This is a genomic window from Saccharopolyspora sp. NPDC049426, assembly GCF_040676935.1.
Lineage (GTDB): Bacteria > Actinomycetota > Actinomycetes > Mycobacteriales > Pseudonocardiaceae > Saccharopolyspora.
The window spans coordinates 278,015-300,139 of record NZ_JBFAPZ010000003.1 but is presented as its reverse complement, the minus strand read 5'-3'; the positions used below and the strand labels follow the sequence as shown (position 1 = coordinate 300,139).

21 protein-coding genes are annotated in these 22,125 nt (G+C 69.3%); 19 read left to right on the top strand and 2 right to left on the bottom strand.

Annotated elements, in window-relative coordinates; genetic code table 11:
- The first annotated feature begins 70 nt into the window (after window positions 1-70).
- From AB0J78_RS07545 to AB0J78_RS07525, 5 genes are all read left to right on the top strand, one after another.
- A complete protein-coding gene (locus AB0J78_RS07545) occupies window positions 71-1,114 on the top strand; it encodes an LLM class flavin-dependent oxidoreductase (protein WP_363787832.1) in 1,044 nt (347 codons plus the stop codon).
- A 358-nt stretch (window positions 1,115-1,472) separates the two neighbouring features.
- The gene (locus AB0J78_RS07540) at window positions 1,473-2,726 is read left to right on the top strand and encodes a cytochrome P450 (protein WP_363787831.1); all 1,254 of its coding nucleotides are present in this window, start codon (window positions 1,473-1,475) and stop codon (window positions 2,724-2,726) included.
- Between the two features lie 382 nt (window positions 2,727-3,108).
- On the top strand, window positions 3,109-3,645 hold the full coding sequence (locus AB0J78_RS07535) for a nuclear transport factor 2 family protein (RefSeq protein WP_363787830.1): 537 nt from the start codon (window positions 3,109-3,111) through the stop codon (window positions 3,643-3,645).
- Window positions 3,646-3,669: 24 nt separating this feature from the next.
- Window positions 3,670-4,983 carry an aromatic acid/H+ symport family MFS transporter gene (locus tag AB0J78_RS07530; protein ID WP_363787829.1) on the top strand — a complete coding sequence of 438 codons (1,314 nt, stop codon included), beginning with the start codon at window positions 3,670-3,672 and terminating at the stop codon, window positions 4,981-4,983.
- A complete protein-coding gene (locus AB0J78_RS07525; RefSeq protein WP_363787828.1) occupies window positions 4,980-5,480 on the top strand; it encodes a pyridoxamine 5'-phosphate oxidase family protein in 501 nt (166 codons plus the stop codon). The genes AB0J78_RS07530 and AB0J78_RS07525 overlap by 4 nt, the downstream gene beginning before the upstream one ends.
- 81 nt (window positions 5,481-5,561) lie before the next feature.
- Here AB0J78_RS07525 and AB0J78_RS07520 read toward each other — a convergent pair whose 3' ends face one another.
- On the bottom strand, window positions 5,562-6,209 hold the full coding sequence (locus AB0J78_RS07520; protein WP_363787827.1) for an alpha-ketoglutarate-dependent dioxygenase AlkB: 648 nt from the start codon (window positions 6,207-6,209) through the stop codon (window positions 5,562-5,564).
- Between the two features lie 241 nt (window positions 6,210-6,450).
- On the opposite strand from AB0J78_RS07520, the gene AB0J78_RS07515 reads away from it, so the two are divergent.
- The gene (locus AB0J78_RS07515) at window positions 6,451-7,572 is read left to right on the top strand and encodes a helix-turn-helix transcriptional regulator (protein WP_363787826.1); all 1,122 of its coding nucleotides are present in this window, start codon (window positions 6,451-6,453) and stop codon (window positions 7,570-7,572) included.
- Window positions 7,573-7,696: 124 nt separating this feature from the next.
- Here the strand turns inward: AB0J78_RS07515 and AB0J78_RS07510 are convergent, their stop codons facing one another.
- Window positions 7,697-8,707, bottom strand: coding sequence for a LacI family DNA-binding transcriptional regulator (locus AB0J78_RS07510; RefSeq protein WP_363787824.1), 1,011 nt, complete (start codon window positions 8,705-8,707; stop codon window positions 7,697-7,699).
- A gap of 173 nt (window positions 8,708-8,880) precedes the next feature.
- Between AB0J78_RS07510 and AB0J78_RS07505 the strand changes: the two genes are divergently transcribed.
- The 13 genes from AB0J78_RS07505 (at window position 8,881) to AB0J78_RS07445 (ending at window position 22,033) form a co-directional block, all read left to right on the top strand.
- A complete protein-coding gene (locus AB0J78_RS07505) occupies window positions 8,881-9,819 on the top strand; it encodes a dihydrodipicolinate synthase family protein (protein WP_363787822.1) in 939 nt (312 codons plus the stop codon).
- A gap of 30 nt (window positions 9,820-9,849) precedes the next feature.
- On the top strand, window positions 9,850-10,710 hold the full coding sequence (locus AB0J78_RS07500) for a transporter substrate-binding domain-containing protein (RefSeq protein WP_363787821.1): 861 nt from the start codon (window positions 9,850-9,852) through the stop codon (window positions 10,708-10,710).
- 15 nt (window positions 10,711-10,725) lie between these two features.
- Window positions 10,726-11,454 carry an amino acid ABC transporter permease gene (locus AB0J78_RS07495; RefSeq protein ID WP_363787820.1) on the top strand — a complete coding sequence of 243 codons (729 nt, stop codon included), beginning with the start codon at window positions 10,726-10,728 and terminating at the stop codon, window positions 11,452-11,454.
- Entirely contained in the window at window positions 11,451-12,242 is a 792-nt protein-coding gene (locus AB0J78_RS07490) for an amino acid ABC transporter ATP-binding protein (protein ID WP_363787819.1), read from the top strand. The genes AB0J78_RS07495 and AB0J78_RS07490 overlap by 4 nt, the downstream gene beginning before the upstream one ends.
- Window positions 12,239-12,514, top strand: coding sequence for a (2Fe-2S)-binding protein (locus AB0J78_RS07485; protein ID WP_363787818.1), 276 nt, complete (start codon window positions 12,239-12,241; stop codon window positions 12,512-12,514). The genes AB0J78_RS07490 and AB0J78_RS07485 overlap by 4 nt, the downstream gene beginning before the upstream one ends.
- Entirely contained in the window at window positions 12,504-13,898 is a 1,395-nt protein-coding gene (locus AB0J78_RS07480) for an FAD-dependent oxidoreductase (RefSeq protein WP_363787817.1), read from the top strand. The genes AB0J78_RS07485 and AB0J78_RS07480 overlap by 11 nt, the downstream gene beginning before the upstream one ends.
- A gap of 73 nt (window positions 13,899-13,971) precedes the next feature.
- On the top strand, window positions 13,972-15,132 hold the full coding sequence (locus tag AB0J78_RS07475) for an FAD-binding oxidoreductase (protein WP_363787816.1): 1,161 nt from the start codon (window positions 13,972-13,974) through the stop codon (window positions 15,130-15,132).
- Window positions 15,133-15,163: 31 nt separating this feature from the next.
- Window positions 15,164-15,559 (top strand): gamma-glutamylcyclotransferase, encoded by a 396-nt coding sequence (locus AB0J78_RS07470; RefSeq protein ID WP_363787815.1) that lies wholly within the window; start codon window positions 15,164-15,166, stop codon window positions 15,557-15,559.
- The gene (gene hydA / locus AB0J78_RS07465; protein ID WP_363787814.1) at window positions 15,556-16,965 is read left to right on the top strand and encodes a dihydropyrimidinase; all 1,410 of its coding nucleotides are present in this window, start codon (window positions 15,556-15,558) and stop codon (window positions 16,963-16,965) included. The genes AB0J78_RS07470 and hydA overlap by 4 nt, the downstream gene beginning before the upstream one ends.
- A 343-nt stretch (window positions 16,966-17,308) precedes the next feature.
- On the top strand, window positions 17,309-18,319 hold the full coding sequence (locus tag AB0J78_RS07460; RefSeq protein WP_363787812.1) for a LacI family DNA-binding transcriptional regulator: 1,011 nt from the start codon (window positions 17,309-17,311) through the stop codon (window positions 18,317-18,319).
- Window positions 18,316-19,320 carry a 2-hydroxyacid dehydrogenase gene (locus AB0J78_RS07455; protein ID WP_363787810.1) on the top strand — a complete coding sequence of 335 codons (1,005 nt, stop codon included), beginning with the start codon at window positions 18,316-18,318 and terminating at the stop codon, window positions 19,318-19,320. Before AB0J78_RS07460 ends, AB0J78_RS07455 begins: the two co-directional genes overlap by 4 nt.
- The gene (gene manD, locus AB0J78_RS07450; RefSeq protein ID WP_363787809.1) at window positions 19,317-20,534 is read left to right on the top strand and encodes a D-mannonate dehydratase ManD; all 1,218 of its coding nucleotides are present in this window, start codon (window positions 19,317-19,319) and stop codon (window positions 20,532-20,534) included. Before AB0J78_RS07455 ends, manD begins: the two co-directional genes overlap by 4 nt.
- 5 nt (window positions 20,535-20,539) lie before the next feature.
- Window positions 20,540-22,033: a mannitol dehydrogenase family protein gene (locus tag AB0J78_RS07445; protein ID WP_363787808.1), complete on the top strand. Its 1,494-nt coding sequence runs from the start codon at window positions 20,540-20,542 to the stop codon at window positions 22,031-22,033.
- The last annotated feature ends 92 nt before the right edge of the window (window positions 22,034-22,125 follow it).

The window sequence follows — 22,125 nt, the reverse complement described above, 5'->3', positions numbered from 1 at the left end:
GCGCACCCTGAGATCTCGGGAACCGCCGACCTCGCGAAGCGTGACCCCACGACGTGATGAGGAGCTTGCGTTGGAGTTCGGAATCTTGATGGGGGACCAGCCGGTCGGATCCTCGCCAGCGGAACACCTCGATCTGATGTTGCGCAAGGTCGAGGCGGCTCAGCGCGCGGGGTTCACCTACCTGACCATCGGTCAGCACTTCCTCTACGACGGATACCGCTGGTTCCAGCCGGTCCCGCTGCTCGCGCGGCTGGCGGCCGAGTTGGACGAGCACGTCAAGATCGGCACCACGGTCCTCGTCGGCCCCGTCCACCACCCGGTGATCCTCGGTGAGGAGCTCGCGACCCTCGACGTCATCACCCGAGGTCGTCTCGTCGTCGGGATCGGGACCGGCTACCTCCCCGCCGAGTACGAGGCCATGGGGGTGCCCTTCCAGCAGCGCTACCGGTTGCTGGAGGAGCTGATCGAGGTGATGTCGAAGCTGTGGTCCCAGGAGCGCGTCACCCATCACGGGCGGTTCTGGACCATCGACGACGCGCCGACGCACGTCCACCCGGTCCAGAAACCGCGTCCACCCATCTGGCTCGGCGCCATGAAGGAGACCGGTGTGCGCCGCGCGGCCAGGCACGGCGATGTCTGGACGATCACTCCTCAGCAGACGGTGGATCAGGTGAAATCGCTGATCGAGCTCTACGCCGAGGAACGGATGAGCCGGGGGCTGGAGCTGTCTCCGCTCCCGCTGCGCCGGGAGCTCATGATCGGTGCGGACTTCGACGACGCCGTCACGCGGTTCGCCGCAGTGGCGCGGGGCAAGTACGAGGCCTACGCCGGTCGCGGCATGACCTTGCTGGACGAGGACGCGGTCCGGGGCGAGTTCGCGTCCACCGTGCAGGACCACGTCATCCTCGGTGATCCCGGGCAGTGCCGCGCGCAGATCGCCCGCATCGCCCAGGAGCTGCCCATCGGCCCGCTGCTCATCCGCCCGCACTGGCCGGAGATGGATGCCGAGCAGACGGCGGCCTACCTCGAGGAGGTGGGCCGGGAGATCGTGGCTCCGCTGCGCGATCTGCGGCCCCGCAGCTTCGCGGACTTCCTCGATTCGACGACGGTGTGAGGCGCTCGTGCTCGCGGGCGGCTCGGGCGGGAAGGTCTCGGGATGCGAGGCGTCCGGCAAGGGAACCGGAAAAGCGTTCATATTGGCGCGCGGCAACGGCTGGACCGATTCTCGCCGGAGATCGACTCAATTCCGCGAATGTGTCACGACCGGCTTCCGGATCCGCGCGACGACTCGACTTTGGTGCAGACCTTTCCCGGGTGCGAGTGCCGTCCCACCTGGAATTTCTTCCTTTCTGGATTCAGATCCCTGGGGGTCGAAAACGGCGTCACGGGAGTCATCGGCTGGGGTGAGAAGAAGCCCTTGACGCCGGTTTGCCGATAACTATTATCAGGGAAGTTTGCAAGGAGTGATGTTTGTGACCGAGCAACCTCGTTGTCCGATCGTGCATTTCGATCACCACTCTGCTGAGCACGCCGCGAATCACGTCGATGCGTACCGCGAACTTCGCCAGGAGTGCCCGGTCGCTTGGACCGACGCGCACGGCGGGTTCTGGGTGCTTTCGGACTACCCGAGCGTGTTCGAGGCCTCGCGCGACGACGACCTGTTCTCCTCGGCCAGGTCCGAGCACGGCGGGGAGGGGCTCGCCATCATCATCCCGAAGGCTCCGACCGCCTTCCACATCCCGATCGAACTCGACCCGCCGAAGTTCCGGAGCTACCGCAAGGCGGTCAACGCCGTCACCTCGCCGGCCGCGGTGCGTCGGCTCACCGACGTGATCGACAGGTTCGTCACCGGGTTCATCGATGAGATCATCGAGACCGGTGAAGCCGACCTCGCGTTCGTGGCCGGGGTTCCCGCGGCGGTGACCGTGGACTGGCTCGGCCTCGATGCCTCGGAGTACAAGCGCTACGTCGACGCGATGCACACGCTCGTCTCCGCGCGACCCGACTCGGCCGAGTACGCGCACGCGAGGGATGTCGCGGTTCCCTGGGTGGAGAAGACCGTCCGCGCCCACATCGCCGCCCGTCGGGAACACCCCACCGACGACGCCACGAGCGCGTTCCTCGCCGCCGAGGTCGACGGTAGGAAGATGACGGACGACGAGATCTACTCGATCCTGGAACTGCTCATCTCAGGTGGGGTCGGCACCACGGCCTCGCTGGTGACCCAAGCTCTGGTGTGGCTCTACCGGAACCCCGGCGAGCGCGAACGCCTCATCGACGATCCGAGCATGATCGATGTCGCGGTCGAGGAGTTCCTCCGGGTCTTCTCCCCGACGCAGGCGCTCGCCCGCACGGTCACCAGGGACGCGGAGTTCCAAGGGGTGCACTTGCGCGCGGGTGACCGCGCGCTGATGAGCTGGGCGTCGGCGAACCGCGACCCGCGGCAGTTCGACGACCCCGACGAGGTCGACATCACCCGGTGGCCGAACAAGCACATGGCGTTCGGTCTTGGCATCCACCGGTGCGCGGGATCGCATCTCGGGCGTGCGATGGCTCGCGCCATGATCGGCCAGGTGCTGGAGCGGATGCCGGATTACGTGGTGGACGTCGACGGCATCGTCCGGTACCCGGACCAGGGGACCAACGCGGGCTACCACTCGATCCCGTGCAGCTTCACGCCCGGGGAGCGCCGCCTGGCGTCCCCGCTGTTCCCCAGCACGCCGTAGCCACGCCGGGTGCGTCGCGCGTCGGGACTGGTGTCCGCGGCGCGGTTTCTCCGCGGGCGGCGGCCGCGTGGGCGAGCTTCGGGTGAGTCGTGTCAAGGAAACCGCTCGGGTTTCCTGGACTGATCACGCGCGCGCACATGTTGCCGAGGCGCCGGCGCGATTTGTGGCCATCGCCAGTGCAGCTCGTCGGTGCTGATCGTTGTCGATCAGCAGGACGTTCGCGGACCGGCTCGAGTGCGCGCTCGCGGAACTGTTCGCCATGGGCGGTTTGCTCGCTCTTCTTGCCAGTGCGGAAGAACGGTTGTGCACCGCGCGCCCTTGACAGCCATTATTGAGTATAACGATGATAAGAGAAATCGCCGGGGTGCGAGGAGGCGCGTCGATGTCCGCAGGCCTTGAGGAAAGACTGCGCGTGGTCGAAGACGAATTGGAGTTGCACCGTCTCGTCGCCCGCTACGCGGTGGCGGTGGACGACCGGGACGCAGCGACGTTGTCCGAGCTCTACGCCGGCGATGCCGAGTTCAACGGCCGCGACCGGGTCGTGCGCGGCCGCGACGCGGTGGTGGATTACCTGTGCGAGCAGACCGCGTCCTACGGGCCGAGCATTCACGTTCCCCAGTCGTTGCTGATCACGTGGGTCGACGATGACCACGCGAGCGGCGTCGCCACGGGCGCTGCCGAGCTGTCGCTGCTCGGCAAGCGGATGCTCTGCGCATTTCGCTACTACGACGACTACGTGCGGGAAGACGGACGGTGGCGGTTCCGCCACCGTGACATCCAGTTCATCTACGCGGCACCGACCGAGGAGCTGGCCGAGATCTACGCGGGAGGACTCCGCAAGCGTTGGCCTGGCGCGGAGCCGGCGCCGGCGGACATCCCGGAGTCCCTGCCGACTTGGCGTGACTCCAAGGGTCTTTAGCGCACGACTGATCAGGAGGGCTCAATGGCGAGCGTGCAATCCGAGGCTCAACGCCGCAGAGGGATGTGGGTGGTTGCCATCTGCTTCACCGCCGTGGTGTTCGACGGCTACGACCTCATCGTTTACGGCGCGACCCTGCCCAGCATCCTGGCCTACCAGGAATGGCAGATGACTCCGGTGCTCGCCGGGTTGATCGGCAGCTATGCCCTGGCCGGAATGCTGGTGGGCACGCTTCTGTGCGGCGTGGTCACGGACATGATCGGGCGTCGCCGCATGATGCTGGCCAGCATCGTGTGGTTCTCGCTGTTCATGGGCGCGTGCGCGATCGCGCCGAACGCGCAGGTCTTCGGCCTCTTCCGGCTGCTCGCCGGTATCGGGCTCGGCGGCGTGCTGCCCACGGCGGTGGCACTGACCGTGGAGTTCGCCCCGAAGGGCCGCCGCAACTTCTTCAACGCCATGACCTGTTCCGGCTACTCCATCGGCGCGATCATCGCCTCGCTGCTGGCGATCGTGCTGGTTCAGGACCACGGCTTCCGCGTCATGTACGCGATCGGTACGTTGCCGCTGGTGCTCCTGGTGCCGCTGGCGTGGAAGGTCTTGCCGGAATCGGTCGAATACCTGATGGCCAAGGGAAAGACGGCTGAGGCGCACCAGGTCGCCAAGCGGTTCGGCCTGCCGGTGACCGAGCCCGCCACCACTCCGGAGGCCCGGACCACGGCCAAGGGCGTTCTTCGCCTGTTCCGCCCGCCCTACGTGGCTTTGCTGATGGTGTTCGCGGGCGCGTGCCTGATCGGCCAGCTCCTCACCTACGGGCTGAACACGTGGCTTCCGCAGATCATGCGCACCGCGGGGTATCCGCTCGGGCCGGCGCTTCAGTTCCTGGTGGCGCTGTCGCTCGGTGCCATCGTGGGCGCGCTGGTGCTCTCGGCCCTCGCCGACCGGGTCGGTGGCCGGATCGTGGTGATCGGCGGCTTCGTCGTCGCGGTGGTCTCGCTGCTGCTCATGAGCATGAATCCGCCGACGGCGGCGCTGTACCTCGCGGTGGCGCTCGCCGGTGTGGGGGCGAACGGCACGATGGTCGTGCTCAACGGCTACGCCGCAACCCAGTTCGCTGCGGATGTCCGTGCGTCCGCGCTCGGCGTGATGATGGGCATCGGCAAGATGGGCGCGGTGCTCGGCCCGCTCGTCGGCGGCTGGGTGATGGCCTCCGACTTGGGCGTGGAGTGGAGCTTCTACGCGTTCCTCCTCCCTGCGGCCGTGGGCGTGGTGATCATGTTCTTCGACCGGGGCGCGAGGATGACGTCGGAGGCGGTGCGCGAGCCGGTGGTCGAGAGGTGAGCCGGGTTGGCATCGACGATCTGGAGGATCTCCAGTCGGTCCGCGGCAGTTCCAGCGGCATCGATGAGCTGATCCAGGCGCAGAGCGAGGCCGTGGTGAGCTTCGCCAGCGACACCGGGTGGGCTAGCGGAGTCGTGATGAGCTACGTGCGCCACGGCGGTGCTTTCTGGGTGACGGCGGTGTCGGATCGAGCGCATGCCAAGGCGTTCCGGCGTGACCCGAGGGTGTCCCTGGTGATCTCGGCGACAGGAACTCATCTTCCGGGTCGCCGGATGGTCTCGGTGCGGTGCCTCGCGCATGCTCACGTCGACGAGGCGACCCGGCACTGGTTCTACGGCGCGCTCGGTGAGCGGCTCTCGGTGGAGGACCGGGACGCGTTCTTCTCCTTGCTCGACAGCGAGAACCGCGTCGTGTTCGAGCTGCGGCCGGTGCGCGTGGCGGTGAGTCATGACTCGCGAAAGCTGCCTGGCGACGGTCGCGGCGGGAGCGCTCCGTGATGGCCGCACACGGGCTGCCGGTTCCGGCGTCGTGCCTCTCCGGGGTGGCGAGCCAGTTTCCGCAGCCCGAGCTGGCGGCTCTCAGTCCATTCCGGATTCGCGCAGCGTGATGTTGAGCCGCCCTGAACGCATGCCGATCGCTGGATCAGCCGTCCCCGGAAGGGTTTTCGGAACACCGTGGTAGGCCATCCGGGACGGCCCGCCGAAGACGAACAGGTCGCCGGAGCGCAGTTCGACGTCGGTGTAGGGCTGCTTGCGGTTCTCGGTGTTGCCGAAGCGGAACACGCATTCGTCCCCGAGGCTCAGCGAGATCACCGGGGCCCGGCTGAGCTCGTCGCGGTCCTGGTGCATGCCCATGCGAGCCCCGGCATCGTAGAAGTTGACCAGCGCGATGTCCGGGTCGTAGGGGCCCGTGTCCGGGCAGGTCTCGGCGACGGCCTGCCTGCCGAGCTCGGCGAGCCAGTCGGGCAGCGGCTTCACCGGCGCACCGTCACCGTCGTCGACGGTCTTCGAGTAGCGGTACGGGTACCAGTGCCAACCGAGGCACACCGTCTGAACCGACATCCGCGCGCCGTTGGGCAACCGAGCCGCCCGCAGCCCGGCGGGTGGTCTGGCCCATTCCCGGCACGCGGACACCAACCGCCGCTGCCACTGCGGCGACAACCACCCGGGGACGTGCACCGCCCCCGGAGCGATCTCAGTGCGCGGACGCGGAAAGAGCTCCATCACCTGCGATTTTACGTTCGGACTCGCACTCCGGAGCGGGGCGGGTCGGGCCTTCGAACAAGCGTTTGAGCATCGATGAGCAACGAGGCGGTGCTCGTGTCGACCCACTCGGCAGATTGATCATCATCTGTCCGGGTCGCTCGGCTCCTCGGTAGCCTGATCAGTGCGTCCCGCCGGACGTAGCGCCCCAGGTCGCTCCTGCGATGGCGTCGGCGGGCGAGTTCGCCGGTGGGGAGGCACACCCATGGTCAGCGAGTCGTTCGGGCAGGTGTTGAGGCGGTACCGCGCTGCGGCCGGTCTGTCCCAACCTCAACTCGCCCGCAAGGTCCACGCCGATCAGAGCGCGGTGTCGCGGTGGGAGAACGACCGCACGACCCCTGGCCGGGAGACCGTGGAGCGCCTGGACGAACTCCTCGATGCTGGGGGAGGTCTCACGAGCGCGGCGTTGCCTGCTGCGCCCGCACCGCTGCAGCCGGTAGATCAGCCGGTGACCTGCGGCGACGTTCAGGCGCTCCGGAACACCATCGCGCACCTGGTGGGCCTCGACGGGCAGCACGGCGGCGCTGAGCTGCTTCCGTTGGCGGCACGCACTTTCAGGACCGCGTCGGCGCGGCTGGCGACCGGCAACTACGCGGCCAGTCTCGAACCGGACTTCACCGCTACCGTGGCCGAACTCGGTGAAGTCGCTGGATGGCTCGCGTTCGACGCCATGCAGCACGACAAGGCCCGCAGCTTCAACCTGGAGGCCCTGCACCTCGCCCGGCTGGCCGGGGACGTCAATATGGAGTTGTTCCTGCTGGGCAACATGGCGTTGTTGGCGCAGGAAACCGGACAGGCCCGGGAGGCACTGCGCACCGTCGAGCTGATGGAGCGTTTTCCGTTGTCCCCGAGGTTGCGGGTCATGGCCGCGCTCAGACGTGCACGGGCTGCCGCCGACCTCGGTGATGAACGCGCACTCGCCCTCATCCAGCAGGCGCAATCGCAGGTGGACGAGTCGCTCACCGACGCCGATCCCGAGTGGTCGTGGTGGGTCGATCGCCGCGAACTCGTCATGCATGAAGGAAGCATGTGGCGCGCGGTCGGCAGGCTGGACAGGGCGGTGGACCGCTACGCCGAAGCGCTCGAAGCCGTGCCCGACGCCTACCGCTGGTCGGCCTACATCGGTGGCTCCTGGCTCGTCGCCGCGCTGGTCGAGGCGCGGTCGTGGTCGGAGGCTGAAACCGCGGCCAACGAGCTGGCCCGACTTGCGCCCGAGGTGTCGTCCCGCCGCGCGTCCCAGCGGCTCCGTGAGGCGGTCACAGCCGCGAAGAACCTCCGCGGCCCGTCCAGCCTCGAGGGGCTTCTCTCCGCTCTGGTCAGCAATTAGAGGACGCGGTATGCGTCCTATGCATGCCCCATGCGCATAGGGGGAAAACACCGCCGCCCCGCAGTGGGCTGGGCCGTTGAACCCAGTGCACAGGTGGTCTGGTGCCTGCTCGTCGTGTCTCCCGTCAGGTGCGTGGGTTGGTCACCGAGGCGCGTTGGACCAGTCGAGCGCCGACTCGCATGGCTCGGCCGGATCGCGCGTCTCCGGGGCCGCGTTCGATGGCGGCGAGCACGCGGTTGGCGGCGAGTTCGGCGAGTTCGGCGGCGCCGTTGTCGATCACGGTGATGGCCGGTTGCCAGTAGCGGAACCAGCTGACGTCCTCGTGGCAGATCAGTGACACGTCGTCGGGGACGCTGACGCCGCGTTCCCGGAGTTCGGGCAGCACGCCGAACGCCGCTTCGTGATTGGCGACGTAGAGCGCCGTGGGGGCGTCGTCGCGGTCGAGCAGTGCGGCGAGCGCCTTCTCGCCGAAGGACTCCAGGAAGGGGCCGCGCACCACCAGGTCGTCCACCACCTGCAGGCCGGCCGAGGTGAGCGCGGCGGCGTAGCCATGGAAGCGTTCGCGCCCGGAGTTGGCTTCCAGCGGTCCGCCGATGTAGCCGATGCGCCGGTGGCCGGCGTCGAGGAGGTGCTCGGTGGCGAGGTAGGCGCCATCGGAGTCGTCGGCGAGCACCGCTTCTCCAGGAGCGTCCGGGGAGCAGCGGATGAGGCTGAGCACGGGTATGCCTTCGGCGACGATCCGTTCCAGCAGCGCGACGTTCCGGCCGGTGCCGATCACGACGACACCGTCGACCTGGTGCTCGGCCAGCATCTCCAGGTATCGCGCCTCGCGGTCCTCGTCGGCCCCGGTCACGCAGAGGATGACCTGGTAGCCGCGATCGTCGAGGCGCTGCTGCAGCACTTCCGCGATCGCGTGGAACGAGGCGTTGACGAGGTTGTTGAGCACGAGCCCGACCAACCTCGTCCGGCGGGTGCGCAAGCTCTGCGCGGCCCGGTTCGGGCGGTAGCCCAGCTTGGCGGCCGCCGCCTCGACCCGATCGCGGGCGTCCGCGCTGATCGAGGTCGCGCCGGACAGCACGCGGGAAGCGGTGCTCCGGGAGACGCCGGCTTCTTGTGCGACGTCGAGCAACGTCACTGTACGAGGAATCGTTCCCACACTTTCCATGATCGCCGATCGGAGCGGAAGGGCAAGGCGATGATACTGGTTGGAAACATGATTGTCGCACGAGGCGACATTTCGAGTATTGCTTTAGCTGTGCCCGGGTGCGATTGTCTCATGGGATCGATTCCAAGAGAGGCGGAGCGACCGTGGATCGAACTTCAGTCAGCTGGCGGGGGTACTGGCCCGCAGCTCCCACCCCGTTCACCGCTGACGGTGCGCTCGACGAGCAGGCGCTGCGGAACGTCCTTCGTCTTTACGCAGACCAGGGCGTCCACGGTGTGCTGGTCAACGGCACGACCGGCGAGTGGTTCGCGCAGCGACCCGCCGAACGGCGGCGAGTCGCCGAACTGGCCGTGGAAGTGCTGGGCGGGTCGACGCCCGTCGTGGTCGGGTGCACCGGCTACACCCCGGCCGAGGTCATCGAATTCGCCGAGCACGCGCGGTCGATCGGGGCGGACGGCGCGCTCGCCACGCCGCCGCCGTACGCGCACCTGACCCCGGAGGAGATCGTCGGCTTCTACGAAGCGGTCACCGAGGCGGTCCCGTTGCCCTGGATGATCTACAACTGGCCGCGCGGAGTGGCGGTCGACATCGACACCGCCACGGCGGACCGCCTCGCCGACCTGCCGAACGTGGTGGCCTACAAGGACAGCACCGGCGACGAGCTCATGGCGATGGCCACGGCTGAAGTCGTTGCCGGACGGGTGCGGACCTTCGGCCGGTTCATCCACCGCCGGGGCATGGCATTCATGCTCGGTGTGGGCGGCGACGGCAACATCGACGGCGGCGGCATCGGCGCGCCCTTCGCCGTGCCCTACTACGAGGCCGTCTGGCGCGGCGACCGCGACGAGGCGCTGCGGTGGTCGGATCTCTACGGCGCGATGGTCGCCGCGTTGGTGAACCCCGACTACAGCGCCAAGTTCGCGCATCCGACCGCTCAGGTCAAGGCCACCATGAACCTGCTGGGACAGCCCGGGGGAGCGGTGCGCCCGCCGCTGCTGGACCTCACCGACCCGGCTCGCCTGGACGCGCTGGCCGCTGCTCTCGACTCACTCGGGCTCCTCCGCGGCAGCCCGACCACCTGACCACACCCCGATTCGGATCAAGGAGGGGACATGCGCCTCATCGCCGCTGTCCTGTCAGCCGCACTGCTCACCCTCGGCGCCACGGCCTGTGGATCTGGCACCGGCGCCGCACCTGCCAACTGCACCCCCAAGGTCCCGGACGACCAGCTGGTCAAGCCCGGCACCTTGACCTACGCCACCAACGCCACGCTCCCGCCCATGCAGTACGTGGAGGGCGACGAGGTCGTCGGGATGCGCATCGACCTCGCCAACGAGCTGGCCAAACGGCTGTGCTTGCGAACCGAGGTCGTCAACGTGCCCTTCGACGCCCAGGTCCCCGGGGTCCAAGGGCACCGGTGGGATCTGATCAACACCGGTATGTTCTACACCCCTCCTCGCGCTGAGACGATGAACCTGGTGCCCTACGAGGTCCAAGCCGTCGGCGTCGCGGTGGCAGCGGGCAATCCGAAGCAGATCAAGAGCCGTGAGGACCTCTCCGGCCGCACGCTGGCGGTCGAAGCACCCGGCTACGAGTTCGACACCCTCAACCTGTTGAACGAGCAGTTCATCGCTCAGGGCAAGGCGCCCATCCAGCTGCGGACCTTCCAGACGAACGCCGACGCCTTCCAGGCGTTGTCGGCGGGCCAGGTCGACGGGGCGTCCATCGTGGAATCGGTGATGTCGTTCTACCAGCAGGGTGGGCGGTTCGAGACCGTCGTGCGCGGGATGAACAGGGCGCCGCTGGCCCTCGGCTTCGCCAAGGACCGCAGGCCGGTGGCCGATGCCGTCGCCGCGGAACTGGCCGCCATGCGGGCCGAAGGGTGGATGAAGTCGCTGTTCGACGAGTACGGCGTGAGCGGCTTCGACGGCGAGCTCGCCGTCACCACCGGACCGCTTCCGGTGCAGCAGTGAGATCGGGGAGCTGACATGTGGTCTTGGGAAGCGTTCTTCACCTTCCTCAGCAGCGAATCCCTGCTGCGAGGCGCGTGGACGACGATCTGGTTGACGGTCGTCACGATGGTGGTCGGCCTGGTCGTCGGCCTGGTGCTGGCGTTGATGCGCTCGTCCCGCTCGCGATCGATTCGGGCCGTGGCCAACTCCTACATCTGGTTGTTCCGCGGTACGCCGCTGCTGGTGCAGTTGATCATCATCTACACCGGGTTGCCGCAGCTCGGCATCAAGTTCGGCCCCATCCAGGCGGCGCTGCTCGGATTGGCGCTCAACGAGGCGGCGTACCTGTCGGAGATCGTGCGCTCGGGGATCATGTCCGTGCCTCGTGGCCAGTTCGAGGCGGCACGCGCGCTGGGCATGAAACCGGTCACCGTGATGCGGGTCGTCGTCCTCCCGCAGGCGTTTCGAGTGATGATCCCGCCGCTGGGCAACAGCCTCAACGGCCTGCTCAAGACCACCACCCTCGTGTCGATCATCGCCGTCGAGGAGTTGTTGCGGTTGACCCAGTACGCCGTCCAGCTCAACTTCCGCGTGCTCGAAGGACTCGTGGCCGCGGCCTGCTACTACCTGGTGATGACGTCGGTCTGGACGTTGCTGCAGGGGCGGTTGGAAGCCCTCGTCAACCGATCGCACGGCACCGGGACCGCGAAGCGGCCGAATCATCAGGTGCCGCAGTCCGCCGAACTGGTGGGGGAGACCCGATGAGCACGAGTGGAATCGAATCCACCGCGCCCGCGCAGCCGGAGTGCGTTGTGGATGCCCGTGACGTCTGCAAGAGCTTCGGTCCGCTGACCGTCCTGCGCGAGGTGAGCCTGCAGGTGCGCCGCGGGGAGGTCGTCCTGGTCCTGGGTCCTTCGGGCAGCGGGAAGAGCACGTTCCTGCGCACGCTGAACATGCTGGAGCCCATCGATTCCGGCACCGTGTCGGTGTGCGGCGAACCCCTCGGGGTCGGTGCCGACGGGCGCCGCGTGGCGGAGAAGCAGCTGGCGGTCCAGCGCCGCCGGACGGGCATGGTCTTCCAGCAGTTCCACCTCTTCCCGAACATGACGGCGCTCGACAACGTCGCCGCCGGGCCGGTGCACGTTCGCGGGCAGGCCAAACCGGAGTCGCGCGATGAGGCGCGAGACCTGCTCGCGCTGGTCGGGTTGGCGGACAAGACCGATCACTACCCCGGACAGCTGTCGGGTGGCCAGCAGCAGCGGGTCGCGATCGCACGCGCTCTGGCGATGCGTCCGGAGGTCATGCTGTTCGACGAACCGACCTCGGCGCTCGACCCGGAGATGGTCAACGAAGTGCTCGAAGTGCTCGTGAAGCTGCGCGAGGAGGGCATGACGATGGTGATCGTCAGCCACGAGATGGGGTTCGCCCGTGCCGCCGCCGACCGCGTCGTCTTCATGGACGAGGGAGTGATCGTCGAGGAAGGCGCGCCGAGCGAGTTCTTCGCCCATCCGCAAAGCGAGCGCGCCCGAGCTTTCCTGGCGAAGATCCTATGAGCGGCCAGCGCGACGACACAGCGGTGTGCGTGGACGGGGTGGACGTTCCCGCAACCATCGGGCAGAGCCTCGCCGGGGCGCTGCACGATGCGGGAATTCGGGTCCTGCGGCGCAATCTCGTCACGGAGGAACCTCGGGCTCCGTTCTGCGGGATGGGTGTCTGCTTCGAGTGCGAGGTGTTGGTCGACGGGCGGCTTCACCGGGCGTGCCAGGTGCACGTGCGGCCGGGCATGGTCGTGAGCACGGGGCGGGAGCACGACGATGAGCGTTGACGGTGATCCGCGCCGAGCGGGCTCGATCGAGAGCTGCGATGTCGCGGTGGTCGGTGGCGGTCCGGCCGGTCTGTCCGCCGCGCTGCACCTCGCCCGCCTCGGTGCGGACGTGATTCTGCTCGACGAGGCCGAGGAGCTCGGCGGTCAGTACTTCAAGCGTCGGCAAGGCTCGGTTCTCGCGCAGCACGGCGATTTCCGGCCGGAGGGCACCTCGCTGATCGCAGCGGTGCGGGCGAGCGGAGTGCGGTGCTGGACCGAGTGCTCGGTCTGGGGCGTCGGCGAGGACGAGCGAACGCTGCTGGTCGCCGGCCCCGAGGACGAGCCCCGATCGGTGTCGGCACGGGCCGTGCTGGTCGCCACCGGCGGCTTCGAGCGCAGCATCCCGTTCCCCGGCTGGCAACTGCCGGGTGTGGTGACACCCGGGTACGCGCTGCACCTGGCGACCTGCGATCGGATTCCGGTCGGGCAGCGCGCTGTGGTGGCCGGGACGGGTCCGTTCCTGCTCCCGGTCAGCTGCGCGCTGCTCGACGTCGGGGTGGAGGTTTCCGCCGTGGTCGAGCTCAACCGTCCGTACCGGCCGAGCCTGCGCGCTGCTGAGGCGTTGGCGCATCCCGCGCGACTGGCGGAGTTCGCGTCGTACCGCGCGGTGCTCGCTCGCCGGAAGGTTCCGCTGCTGCAGGGGTGGCAGGTCGCCGAAGCCACCGGCTCGGGGACCGTGCAGCGGGTGCGCATCGAACCCGTTGGCGGCCACGAGGTGGGTCGCGAGTACGACGTCGACGCGCTCGCGGTCGCCTACGGGTTCCGGCCCGCCACCGAGCTGGTCCGCTTGCTCGGAGCGCGGTGCGAAGTGCGGCAGGACGACCTGTTCCCGCGCACTGATGGTCGGGGGCGCACCACGGCCGAGGGCGTCTACGTCGCGGGCGAGAGCGCCGGCATCGCCGGAGTGCACGTGGCGCGGCTGCGCGGGGAGGTCGCCGCGGCGTCGATCGCCGCCGACCTGGGCTTGCCCGGAGCAGCCGAGCCCGCACGGGCGACGCTGCGGCGTCTGCAACGCGGGGAGGCGTTCAGCGCCGTTACCGCTAATCTCTACCCGGTACCGGAGTCCCTGGTCAGCGGCCTGTGCGACCGCACGGTCATCTGCCGGTGCGAGGGCGTGACCGCGGGGCAGATCCGCGCCGCGGACGCGGTCGGCTGGAACGACCGCAACAGCGTCAAGGGTGCGACGCGCGCCGGGATGGGGCCCTGCCAGGGCAGGGAATGCGCCCCGGCGGTGGCCGCTCTCTGCGGGGCATCGGGCTCCGCCGAGCCGTTCCCCGCCCGGATGCCGATCAAACCGGTGCCGATCCGGGTCGCGATGGGCGAGTCCGCCGAGGAGGTCTCGTGATTGCCCCTTTCCTCTTCCGTGATCTTGAAAACCGACCGGCGCGGGTGTCCCGCGGGAAAGCCGAGGAGACGTCGTGACGACTTCGACCGCAGATGTCGTCGTGATCGGTGCCGGCATCCTCGGTGCGGCCGCGGCGCACGAGCTGGCCGCCGCCGGCCATCGCGTCGTCGTGCTGGAGCGCCGGGCACCCAACCGGGAAGGGTCCGGGACGACCGCGGGGAACCTGCACATCCAGGCGATCCACACCCGGCGACCCGGACAACCCATCCCGGCCGACAACCGGAGGTTCCTGCCGCTGCAGCTGGCGGCCTCGCAGCTGTGGGGCGACCTGGAAGACCGGCTCGACGCGGATCTGGAGGTGCGCCGCAACGGCGGCTTCATGGTCGCCGAAACCGCCGAGCAGACCCGGGAACTCGTCGAGAAGAATCGGATGGAGGCCGAACTGGGACTGCGCACCGAGGTCCTCGACGGCGCAGCGGCGCGGGCTGAACTGCCGCTGCTGTCCGAGCGGGTGGTCGCGGCGACGTGGTGCGAGCTCGACGGGTACGCCAACCCGTTGCTCGTGGCCCCGGCCTACCTCGCCGCCGCCCGCCGCCACGGCGCCGTGGTCCGCGGCTTCTCACCGGTCACCCGCATCGCCCGCACCGGCCGGACGTGGCAGGTCAGCACCAGCGAGGGCACCTGGTCGACCCCGACGGTTATCAACGCCGCCGGGCCGTGGATCGGTCAGGTCGCAGAACTGGCCGGCACCCGGCTGAACATGACCCCCGTGGCGATCCAGATGCACGTCACCACCAGGGTCCGGCCGATCATGCGCCACCTCGTGCAGCACATCGGCGAAGGCATGTCGGTCAAGCAGGTCAGCGCCGGGCACCTGCTGATCGGAGGCGGGTGGCCGGCCGAGCGGCTGGACCTGTCCGGGCGCAGCGCACCCAGCTTGGCGAGCATGCGCGGAAACCTGCTGCAGGCGGCCCGGATCCTGCCGTTCCTCGCCGATCTGCAACTGCTGCGGATGTGGGCGGGGCCGCTGGCGGCAACACCGGACGAGATGCCGGTCATCGGCGAGGTGCCCGGGGCTCCCGGGTTCTTCGTCGCCGGGGGGACCTACGCGTTCACCCTCGCCCCGCTGTGGGCTTCCGCCTTGGCGCGGCTCGTGGCGGGCGGGAGTCCGCCGCTGCCGATCGATGATCTGGGCCCGGCGCGCTTGTGCGCGGACGCGGCCGTCACGAGCTGAATCCGACAACACCGAGCGATGGAGGTAGGAGATGACAAGCCTGCGGATGTTCGTCAACGGGCAGGCCATGTCGGGAGGTGAGCTCAACGGGGCGCTCGCCGGTGGCCGTTTCCTCGGAGCGGCCAGCACGGCCGCGAAGTACCGGTTCTACTCGGTCCGGGACGAGTTCCCCGGCCTGCACCCGGACGCCACGGGCGGCTGCTCGGTCCCGGGCGAACTGTACGAGGTGGACTACGAGCTGCTGCGGGAACGGTTGCTGCCCAACGAGCCCGAGGAGTTGGAGCTCAGCGTGATCGAGATGGCGGACGGTTCGGGCTCGCTGTGCATGCGCCTGCGGGACGACCAGCTCGACGCGGAGGGCGTCGTGGACATCAGCGCAGCGGGTGGCTGGCGGGCGCACCTCGCCACAACGGGGAGGGCGTCGTGACGGGCGGTGGAGAGCTCCTCGTCCGGGGCGGCACGGTGGTCACCGACTCGTGGTCCGCTCCAGCGGACGTGCTGGTTCGTGACGGGCGGATCGCCGCGCTGATCGAGCCCGGCACCGGCCCGCGCGGGCTGGACGAAGTCGATGCCGCCGGCAAGCTGGTGATGCCGGGCGGTGTGGATCCGCACTGCCACGTCGGATTCACCTCCGGTGCCTACACCACGCGCGATGGCTACTTCCAAGCCACTGCGGCAGCGGCCTTCGGCGGCACCACCACGATCGTCGATTTCGCCATCCCTCGGCCCGGCGAGTCTCCCGCGCAGGCGGTGGAGCGACAGCGGGCGAAGGCCGGGCAGGGCGTGTGCGACAGCGCCCTGCACGCGTGCGTCACGGATTGGGACGAGACCATCCCCGAGCAGTTGCGCTCGTTCGTCGCCGACGGCGTCGTCACCGTGAAGATGTTCACCACCTACCGCGGCGAGACGATGGCCGACGAGGACACCATCCTGCGGGTGATGACCCACCTCCGGGACCTGGGCGGCATGGCGGTCATCCACTGCGAGTCCAACCACATCATCGAGGACGTGCAACACCAGTGCGCTGGTGGCGGCCACATCGGCGCCGGGGATCACCACCGGACCCGCCCGGAACTGGCCGAGGACGCCGCGGTGGCGGGAGTGCTCGCCATCGCCGAGTCGGTGCACGCCCCGGTCTACTTCGTGCACCAGTCGACGCCGGCCGCGGTGGACCAGGTCGTTCGCGCCCGGGGACGGGGGATCCGGGCGTTCACCGAGGCGGTGACCCATCACCTCGTGCTGGACGAGAGCAAGTACGCCGAGGCGCATCCCGAGCGCTTCGTGTGCTGCCCGCCGCTGCGCTCCGCGGCGACCGTGCGGGAGCTGGGTGTTCGCTTGATGGCGGGGGAAGTGACCACGGTCGGCAGCGACCACTGCTGCTACGACACCGCGCAGAAGCTGGAGCGCAAGGACGACGTCCGGCACATGCCCAACGGGCTGCCCGGGGTGGAGACCCGGATGCCCGTGCTGTTCTCCGAGTTCGTCGTGCAGCGCGGCCTTCCCGCGCAGCGCTTCGTAGCGATGACCTCCGCGAATCCCGCGCGGCTCAACGGGCTCTACCCCCGCAAGGGGTCGCTGATGCCGGGGGCGGACGCCGACATCGTGGTGTGGGATCCGGCGGCGGTGCGCACCGTGGACAACGCCGACCTGCACATGGCGACCGACTACTCGCCGTTCGACGGATTGGCCGTCAGGGGTGCGGTTTCCACGGTGGTGGTCGGCGGCCGGGTGGTCGTGCACCAGGGCGAGCTCCTCGACGCCACACCCCGGGGCCGCCACCTGCGCGCTTCGCAGCTGCGGCGGCCGGAGGTGCCGGCCCCGGCCGCGATCTGACCCACCGCAGGGCACGGGTCCGGGTTCTGCTGGTGATCGCGAGTTGCGTTGGTGCTCAGCGCCGAGGTGTCGCGCGGAAGCCCGAGCACCCGAGCCGAATGCGGATCGAAGGTGGCCAGGGCCGCGGGCGGACCGATTTCGCGGGCGGTGAGGAGGTGCTTTCGATCAGCCTGGCGGCAGGCCGACGGTCGGGCGTTCCCGAGGTAACCCGTTGTGGTGCTGCTCCACCTCCTTGTCGTGCTGCCCCGCCACCGGCACCAAGACTTGTACAAGTATTGACATTGCTTGTACAACTCTTGCACTGTTGGTGGCGTTCCAGCAGCTGTAGCCGGAGGCAGGTCACGTGGCACCCAAACTCACGGAAGTCGCCGAACGCGCTGGCGTCTCCCTGTCCACCGCGTCGCGGGCGTTCAACGCGCCCGACCGCCTCGGTCAGGCCACCCTCGCCCGGATCATCCAGGCGGCCGATGAGATCGGGTATGGCGCCGCCAGGCCAGCCGCCGTCGAGCAGACCGCTACCACGGTGGCGGTGATCGTGCCGGACGTCGGGCACACCGTGTTCTCCCAGTTCGTCAAGTCCGCGCAGGCGCAGGGTTGGCACCGCAGGCAGACCGTGGTACTGACCGATACCGATGACAGCCCGGATCGCGAGCGAGAAGCGCTGGGCGAGCTCCAGGGCAGGGTCGACGCGCTCGTGGTGTGCAGCCCTCGGCTGCCGGCCGAAGATATCGTCGAACTCGCCGGGGATACGCCTCTCGTGCTGGTCAACCGGTTCTCGCCGGATTGCGACTGCGTGGTGGCCGACTCCGAGGACGGCTTGCGTCAAGCCGTGGACTACCTCGTCGCGCTCGGGCACCAGCACCTGGCGTACGTCCCCGGATCGCCCCAGTCCTGGTCCAACGAGCGGCGGCTCAAGGCGATCAAGGCGCTCTGTGAGGAGCGTCGGGTGCACCTCGATCTGCTCGGTTGGCAGCAGGAAACACTGGCCGGCGGGCGTGCGGCGGCTCCCGGAGTGATGGTCACCGGGGCGAGCGCGGTGCTGACGCACAACGACCCGATGGCCATCGGCGTCATGAACGGGGTCCGGGACATGGGGCTGTCCGTGCCGGATGACCTCAGCATCGTCGGCATCGACGACTCCCCGCTGGCGCAGCTCACGCACCCGTCGCTGAGCAGCATCAACGTTCCGCTGGCGAAGGCCGGTGTGATCAGCCTCGACCTGGTGCACCAGCGGGCCGCGGAACCCGCCGCCCCCAACCGGGAAATCCACCTGCCGACTCAGTTCGTGGTGCGGGGATCCACGGGTCCCGCGCGCGCACGTGGCGCCCGCCCAGCAGGGAGCACAGAAGCATGAAGATCATCGTGACGGACCGGAACCTCGCGCCCCATCGCGCCCGCTTGGAGGACGCTCTGGTCCCCGGGTGCTCGGTGTCCTGGCACGGCTCGCCGCACGACGCTTCGGTGCTCGACGATCTCGCCGAAGCCGAGGTCTACGTTGGCGGTGTTCTCACCGCGTCGATGGCGGCCGCCGCGCCGAAGCTCCGCCTGGTGCACGTGGCCGGAGCGGGAACCGACAACATCGCGATCACCGACCTGCCCGAGCGCGTCGCCGTCGCCAACACCTTCCACCACGAGGCGGCGATCGCCGAGTACGTCGTGGCCACGACGGTGTCGCTGCGCAGGGGGATCCCGGCGGCGGACCGGGCACTGCGCGAAGGACGGTGGGCGAGTCCCGTCCACGACCCGGCGATCCCGCAGCCGAACACGCTGCACGGCGCCACCATCGGCTTCGTCGGGTTCGGCCACATCGGCCGGGAGACGTGGCGGCTGTTCCGGGCCTTCGGTTGCGAGGCGGTGGCCGTCACCGCCAGCGGGCGCACCGACGCCGGTGCGGAGGGCCTGCGGTGGGCCGGCGACATCACCCGGCTCGGGTCCCTGCTGCGGGAGTCCGACGTGGTCGTCGTCGCGGTTCCCCTCACCGAGGGCACGCGGGGGCTGATCGGCGAGCGCGAGCTGCGGGACGTCGGTGAGCGCGGAATCGTGGTCAACGTCGCCCGCGGTCCCGTCGTCGACGAGCGCGCCCTGTTCGACGCCTTGTCCGGCGGGCTCATCGCGGGCGCGGCGATCGACGTCTGGTACGCCTATCCGGGCGCCGACGGCGCGGGCGAGCCCGCTTCTCTGCCGTTCGCGACGTTGCCCAACGCCATCCTCACGCCGCACAGCTCCGGCATCACCAGGCAGACGTTCCTTGGTCGGGTGGACGACATCACCGACAACATCGCCAGGCTCATCCGGGGAGTGCCGCTGCGCAACGTCGTCCGAGCTGGCCGATCGTCGACGGAGTCCGTCTCATGATCGACCGCATCGCCAGCGCCGAGGTCGTCGTGTGCAGCCCGACGCGGAACTTCGTAACGCTCAAGATCACCACGGCGGACGGTGTCGTCGGCTACGGAGACGCGACGCTCAACGGGCGTGAGCTGGCCGTGGCCTCCTACCTCCGCGACCACGTCGCCCCCCTGCTGATCGGCAGGGACGCCAGCCGCATCGAGGACACCTGGCAGCTCCTCTACCGCGGCGCCTACTGGCGGCGCGGTCCCGTCACCATGGCGGCGATCGGCGCGGTCGACGTCGCGCTCTGGGACATCAAGGGCAAGACCCTGGGCCAGCCCGTGTACCAGCTGCTCGGCGGCGCGGTTCGCGACCGCGTGCTCACCTACACCCATGCGATGGGCTGGGAGCTGCCCGCGCTGCTCGACGCCGTCGACGCGCTCCGCGAGCGCGGTTTCCGCGCCGTGCGCGTCCAATCCGGCATCCCCGGCCTCGACACGGTCTACGGGGTGCACCGCGACAGCAGCGGGTACGAGCCCGCGGCACGTTCCACCGCGGCGCCCGAAGAGGTCTGGGACTCCAGCGCCTACCTGCGCCACGTCCCCGGTCTGCTGGCCGAGGTGCGGCGGCACGTCGGGGAGGGACTCGAGCTGCTGCACGACGCTCATCACCGGCTGACGCCCCAGCAAGCGGCACGCTTCGCCGCCTCGGTGGAGGACGTGGATCTGTTCTGGCTCGAGGACGTCACGCCCGCCGAGAACCAGGACGCCCTCCGGCTGGTGCGCGGGCACAGCACCACGCCCCTGGCCGTCGGCGAGGTCTTCAACTCCATCTGGGACTGCCACAGGCTCATCGAGCACCAGCTCATCGACTTCGTGCGCGCTGCCGTCAGCCACGCGGGCGGGATCAGCCACATTCGCAAGATCCACGCCCTGGCCGATGTGCACCAGGTCAGGGGAGCGCCGCACGGGCCCTCCGACGTCTCGCCCATCACGCTCGGGGCGAGCCTGCACGTCGGCCTCGCCACGCCGAACTTCGCGATCCAGGAGTACATGGGTTACGACCCGCTGGTCGGCGACGTCTTCCCCGGAGCGTGGTCGTTCGACGACGGCCACCTCCATCCCGGCGACGCGCCGGGCATCGGTGTGGCGCTGAACGAGGAGCTGGCAGCGAAGTACCCGTACGAGCCCGCCTACCTGCCCGTCGCGCGGCAACGCGACGGCTCGATCACGGACTGGTGACAAGGATGCACAGGCGCCTCTCCCGCTCGACGGTTCCGGCGAGCGCTCTGCTCTCGGCCGCACCTCCCACCGCGACCGGAATCGTCCACCTCGGACTTGGGAACTTCCACCGGGCGCACCAGGCCGTCTACACCGCTTCGGCGGCAGCGGGTGAATCCCACCCCTGGGGCATCCTGGGCGTCGCCAGCTCCTCCACCACGACAGCGCGCGTGATGGAGGAGCAGGACCTGCTCTACAGCGTCGTCACCATCTCGCCGGACGACGAGCGGGTATCCGTCCCCGCCGTGCACACCGGAGTCCTCGTCGCCGCGCACGACCCCGGGGCCGTGGTCGGTGCGATCGGTGATGCCGGCACGAGGATCGTCACGATCACGGTCTCCGAGAACGGCTACCACTACTCCGCCGAGACGGGGTCGCTCGACCTCGATTCCGAGGCCATCCGCCACGACCTCGCGCACCCCGCGGAACCGCGCACGACGATCGGTCACATCGCGTACGGGTTGGCGCTGCGAGCCGACACGCACGGCGCTCCGGTGACGGTGGTCAGCTGCGACAACCTGCTGGCCAACGGACGTCGCACCGAGCGGCTCGTCCGGGACTTCATCGCCGCGATCCCCGCCGCGCGTGGGGAGCGGACGCTGGAATGGCTGGACGCCCACGCCTCCTTCCCCAACTCCATGGTCGACCGGATCGTTCCGGCCAGCACCGACGACCACCGAGCCGCCGCCGAACGGCAGCTCGGGGTCCGCGACGCCGCGACCGTTGGCGCCGAACCGTTCTCGGCGTGGGTGCTGGAGGACCGCTTCCTCGCCGGACGTCCCGCGTGGGAACGCGCGGGCTCCGTCTTCACCGACGACGTCGAGCCGTACGAGATGATGAAGCTGCGCCTGCTCAACGGGACGCACTCGCTCATCGCCTACCTCGGCGCCCTCGACGGACGGGCCACCATCCCGGACGCGGTGGCACAGCCTCACATCGCCGACGCCGCATCGGCCGTGCTTCGCGGTGACTACCTGCCGACGGTGAAGGTCCCGGACGAGGTCGACGTCGACGCCTACACCCGCGATCTGTTCCACCGCTGGTCGAACACCGCGCTGGGGCACAGGACGTCGCAGGTCGGCTCCGACGGCTCCGTGAAGCTGGGGCAGCGCGTACCCGCCCCCGTGTTTCACCACCTCGCCGGTGGTGACCTGCCGCACCACCTCGCGCTGACGGTCGCGGCCTACCTGTGCTGCGTCGCACCACCCCCCGGTTTCGATCCGGGCCCGCACGCTCGGGCCATGGTCGATCCGGCTGCCCGGCAGCTCGGCGAGCTGTGGGCCAACACCACCTCGATCTCTCGCTTCGTCCGCTCGGCGTTCGAATCCGGGCGGCTGTTTCCCCGCGAGCTGGCGGACCGCGAGCCGTTCGTCGACAGGGTCGCCGCTCTCGCCGACCTCATCGTCCGGCACGGACCAGCCGAGGCATGCGTCGATGCCGACCGAGCCACCCGGAACTGACCCCAACCCCTAGCCATCTCGCCTCAACGTGGAGGATCGCGATGAACGTGACGCCCGGAACACCACTGCAGACAGGCGGTGACAGTCCTGAT

What these genes read in the sequence shown, in the direction of transcription:
- AB0J78_RS07500 (WP_363787821.1), top strand. Translation starts at nt 9,850, where the DNA reads ATGCGCCTCATCGCCGCTGTCCTGTCAGCCGCACTGCTCACCCTCGGC.
- AB0J78_RS07495 (WP_363787820.1), top strand. Translation starts at nt 10,726, where the DNA reads ATGTGGTCTTGGGAAGCGTTCTTCACCTTCCTCAGCAGCGAATCCCTG.
- AB0J78_RS07535 (WP_363787830.1), top strand. Translation starts at nt 3,109, where the DNA reads ATGTCCGCAGGCCTTGAGGAAAGACTGCGCGTGGTCGAAGACGAATTG.
- AB0J78_RS07470 (WP_363787815.1), top strand. Translation starts at nt 15,164, where the DNA reads ATGACAAGCCTGCGGATGTTCGTCAACGGGCAGGCCATGTCGGGAGGT.
- AB0J78_RS07515 (WP_363787826.1), top strand. Translation starts at nt 6,451, where the DNA reads ATGGTCAGCGAGTCGTTCGGGCAGGTGTTGAGGCGGTACCGCGCTGCG.
- AB0J78_RS07490 (WP_363787819.1), top strand. Translation starts at nt 11,451, where the DNA reads ATGAGCACGAGTGGAATCGAATCCACCGCGCCCGCGCAGCCGGAGTGC.
- AB0J78_RS07455 (WP_363787810.1), top strand. Translation starts at nt 18,316, where the DNA reads ATGAAGATCATCGTGACGGACCGGAACCTCGCGCCCCATCGCGCCCGC.
- AB0J78_RS07445 (WP_363787808.1), top strand. Translation starts at nt 20,540, where the DNA reads ATGCACAGGCGCCTCTCCCGCTCGACGGTTCCGGCGAGCGCTCTGCTC.
- AB0J78_RS07480 (WP_363787817.1), top strand. Translation starts at nt 12,504, where the DNA reads ATGAGCGTTGACGGTGATCCGCGCCGAGCGGGCTCGATCGAGAGCTGC.
- AB0J78_RS07485 (WP_363787818.1), top strand. Translation starts at nt 12,239, where the DNA reads ATGAGCGGCCAGCGCGACGACACAGCGGTGTGCGTGGACGGGGTGGAC.
- manD (WP_363787809.1), top strand. Translation starts at nt 19,317, where the DNA reads ATGATCGACCGCATCGCCAGCGCCGAGGTCGTCGTGTGCAGCCCGACG.
- AB0J78_RS07530 (WP_363787829.1), top strand. Translation starts at nt 3,670, where the DNA reads ATGGCGAGCGTGCAATCCGAGGCTCAACGCCGCAGAGGGATGTGGGTG.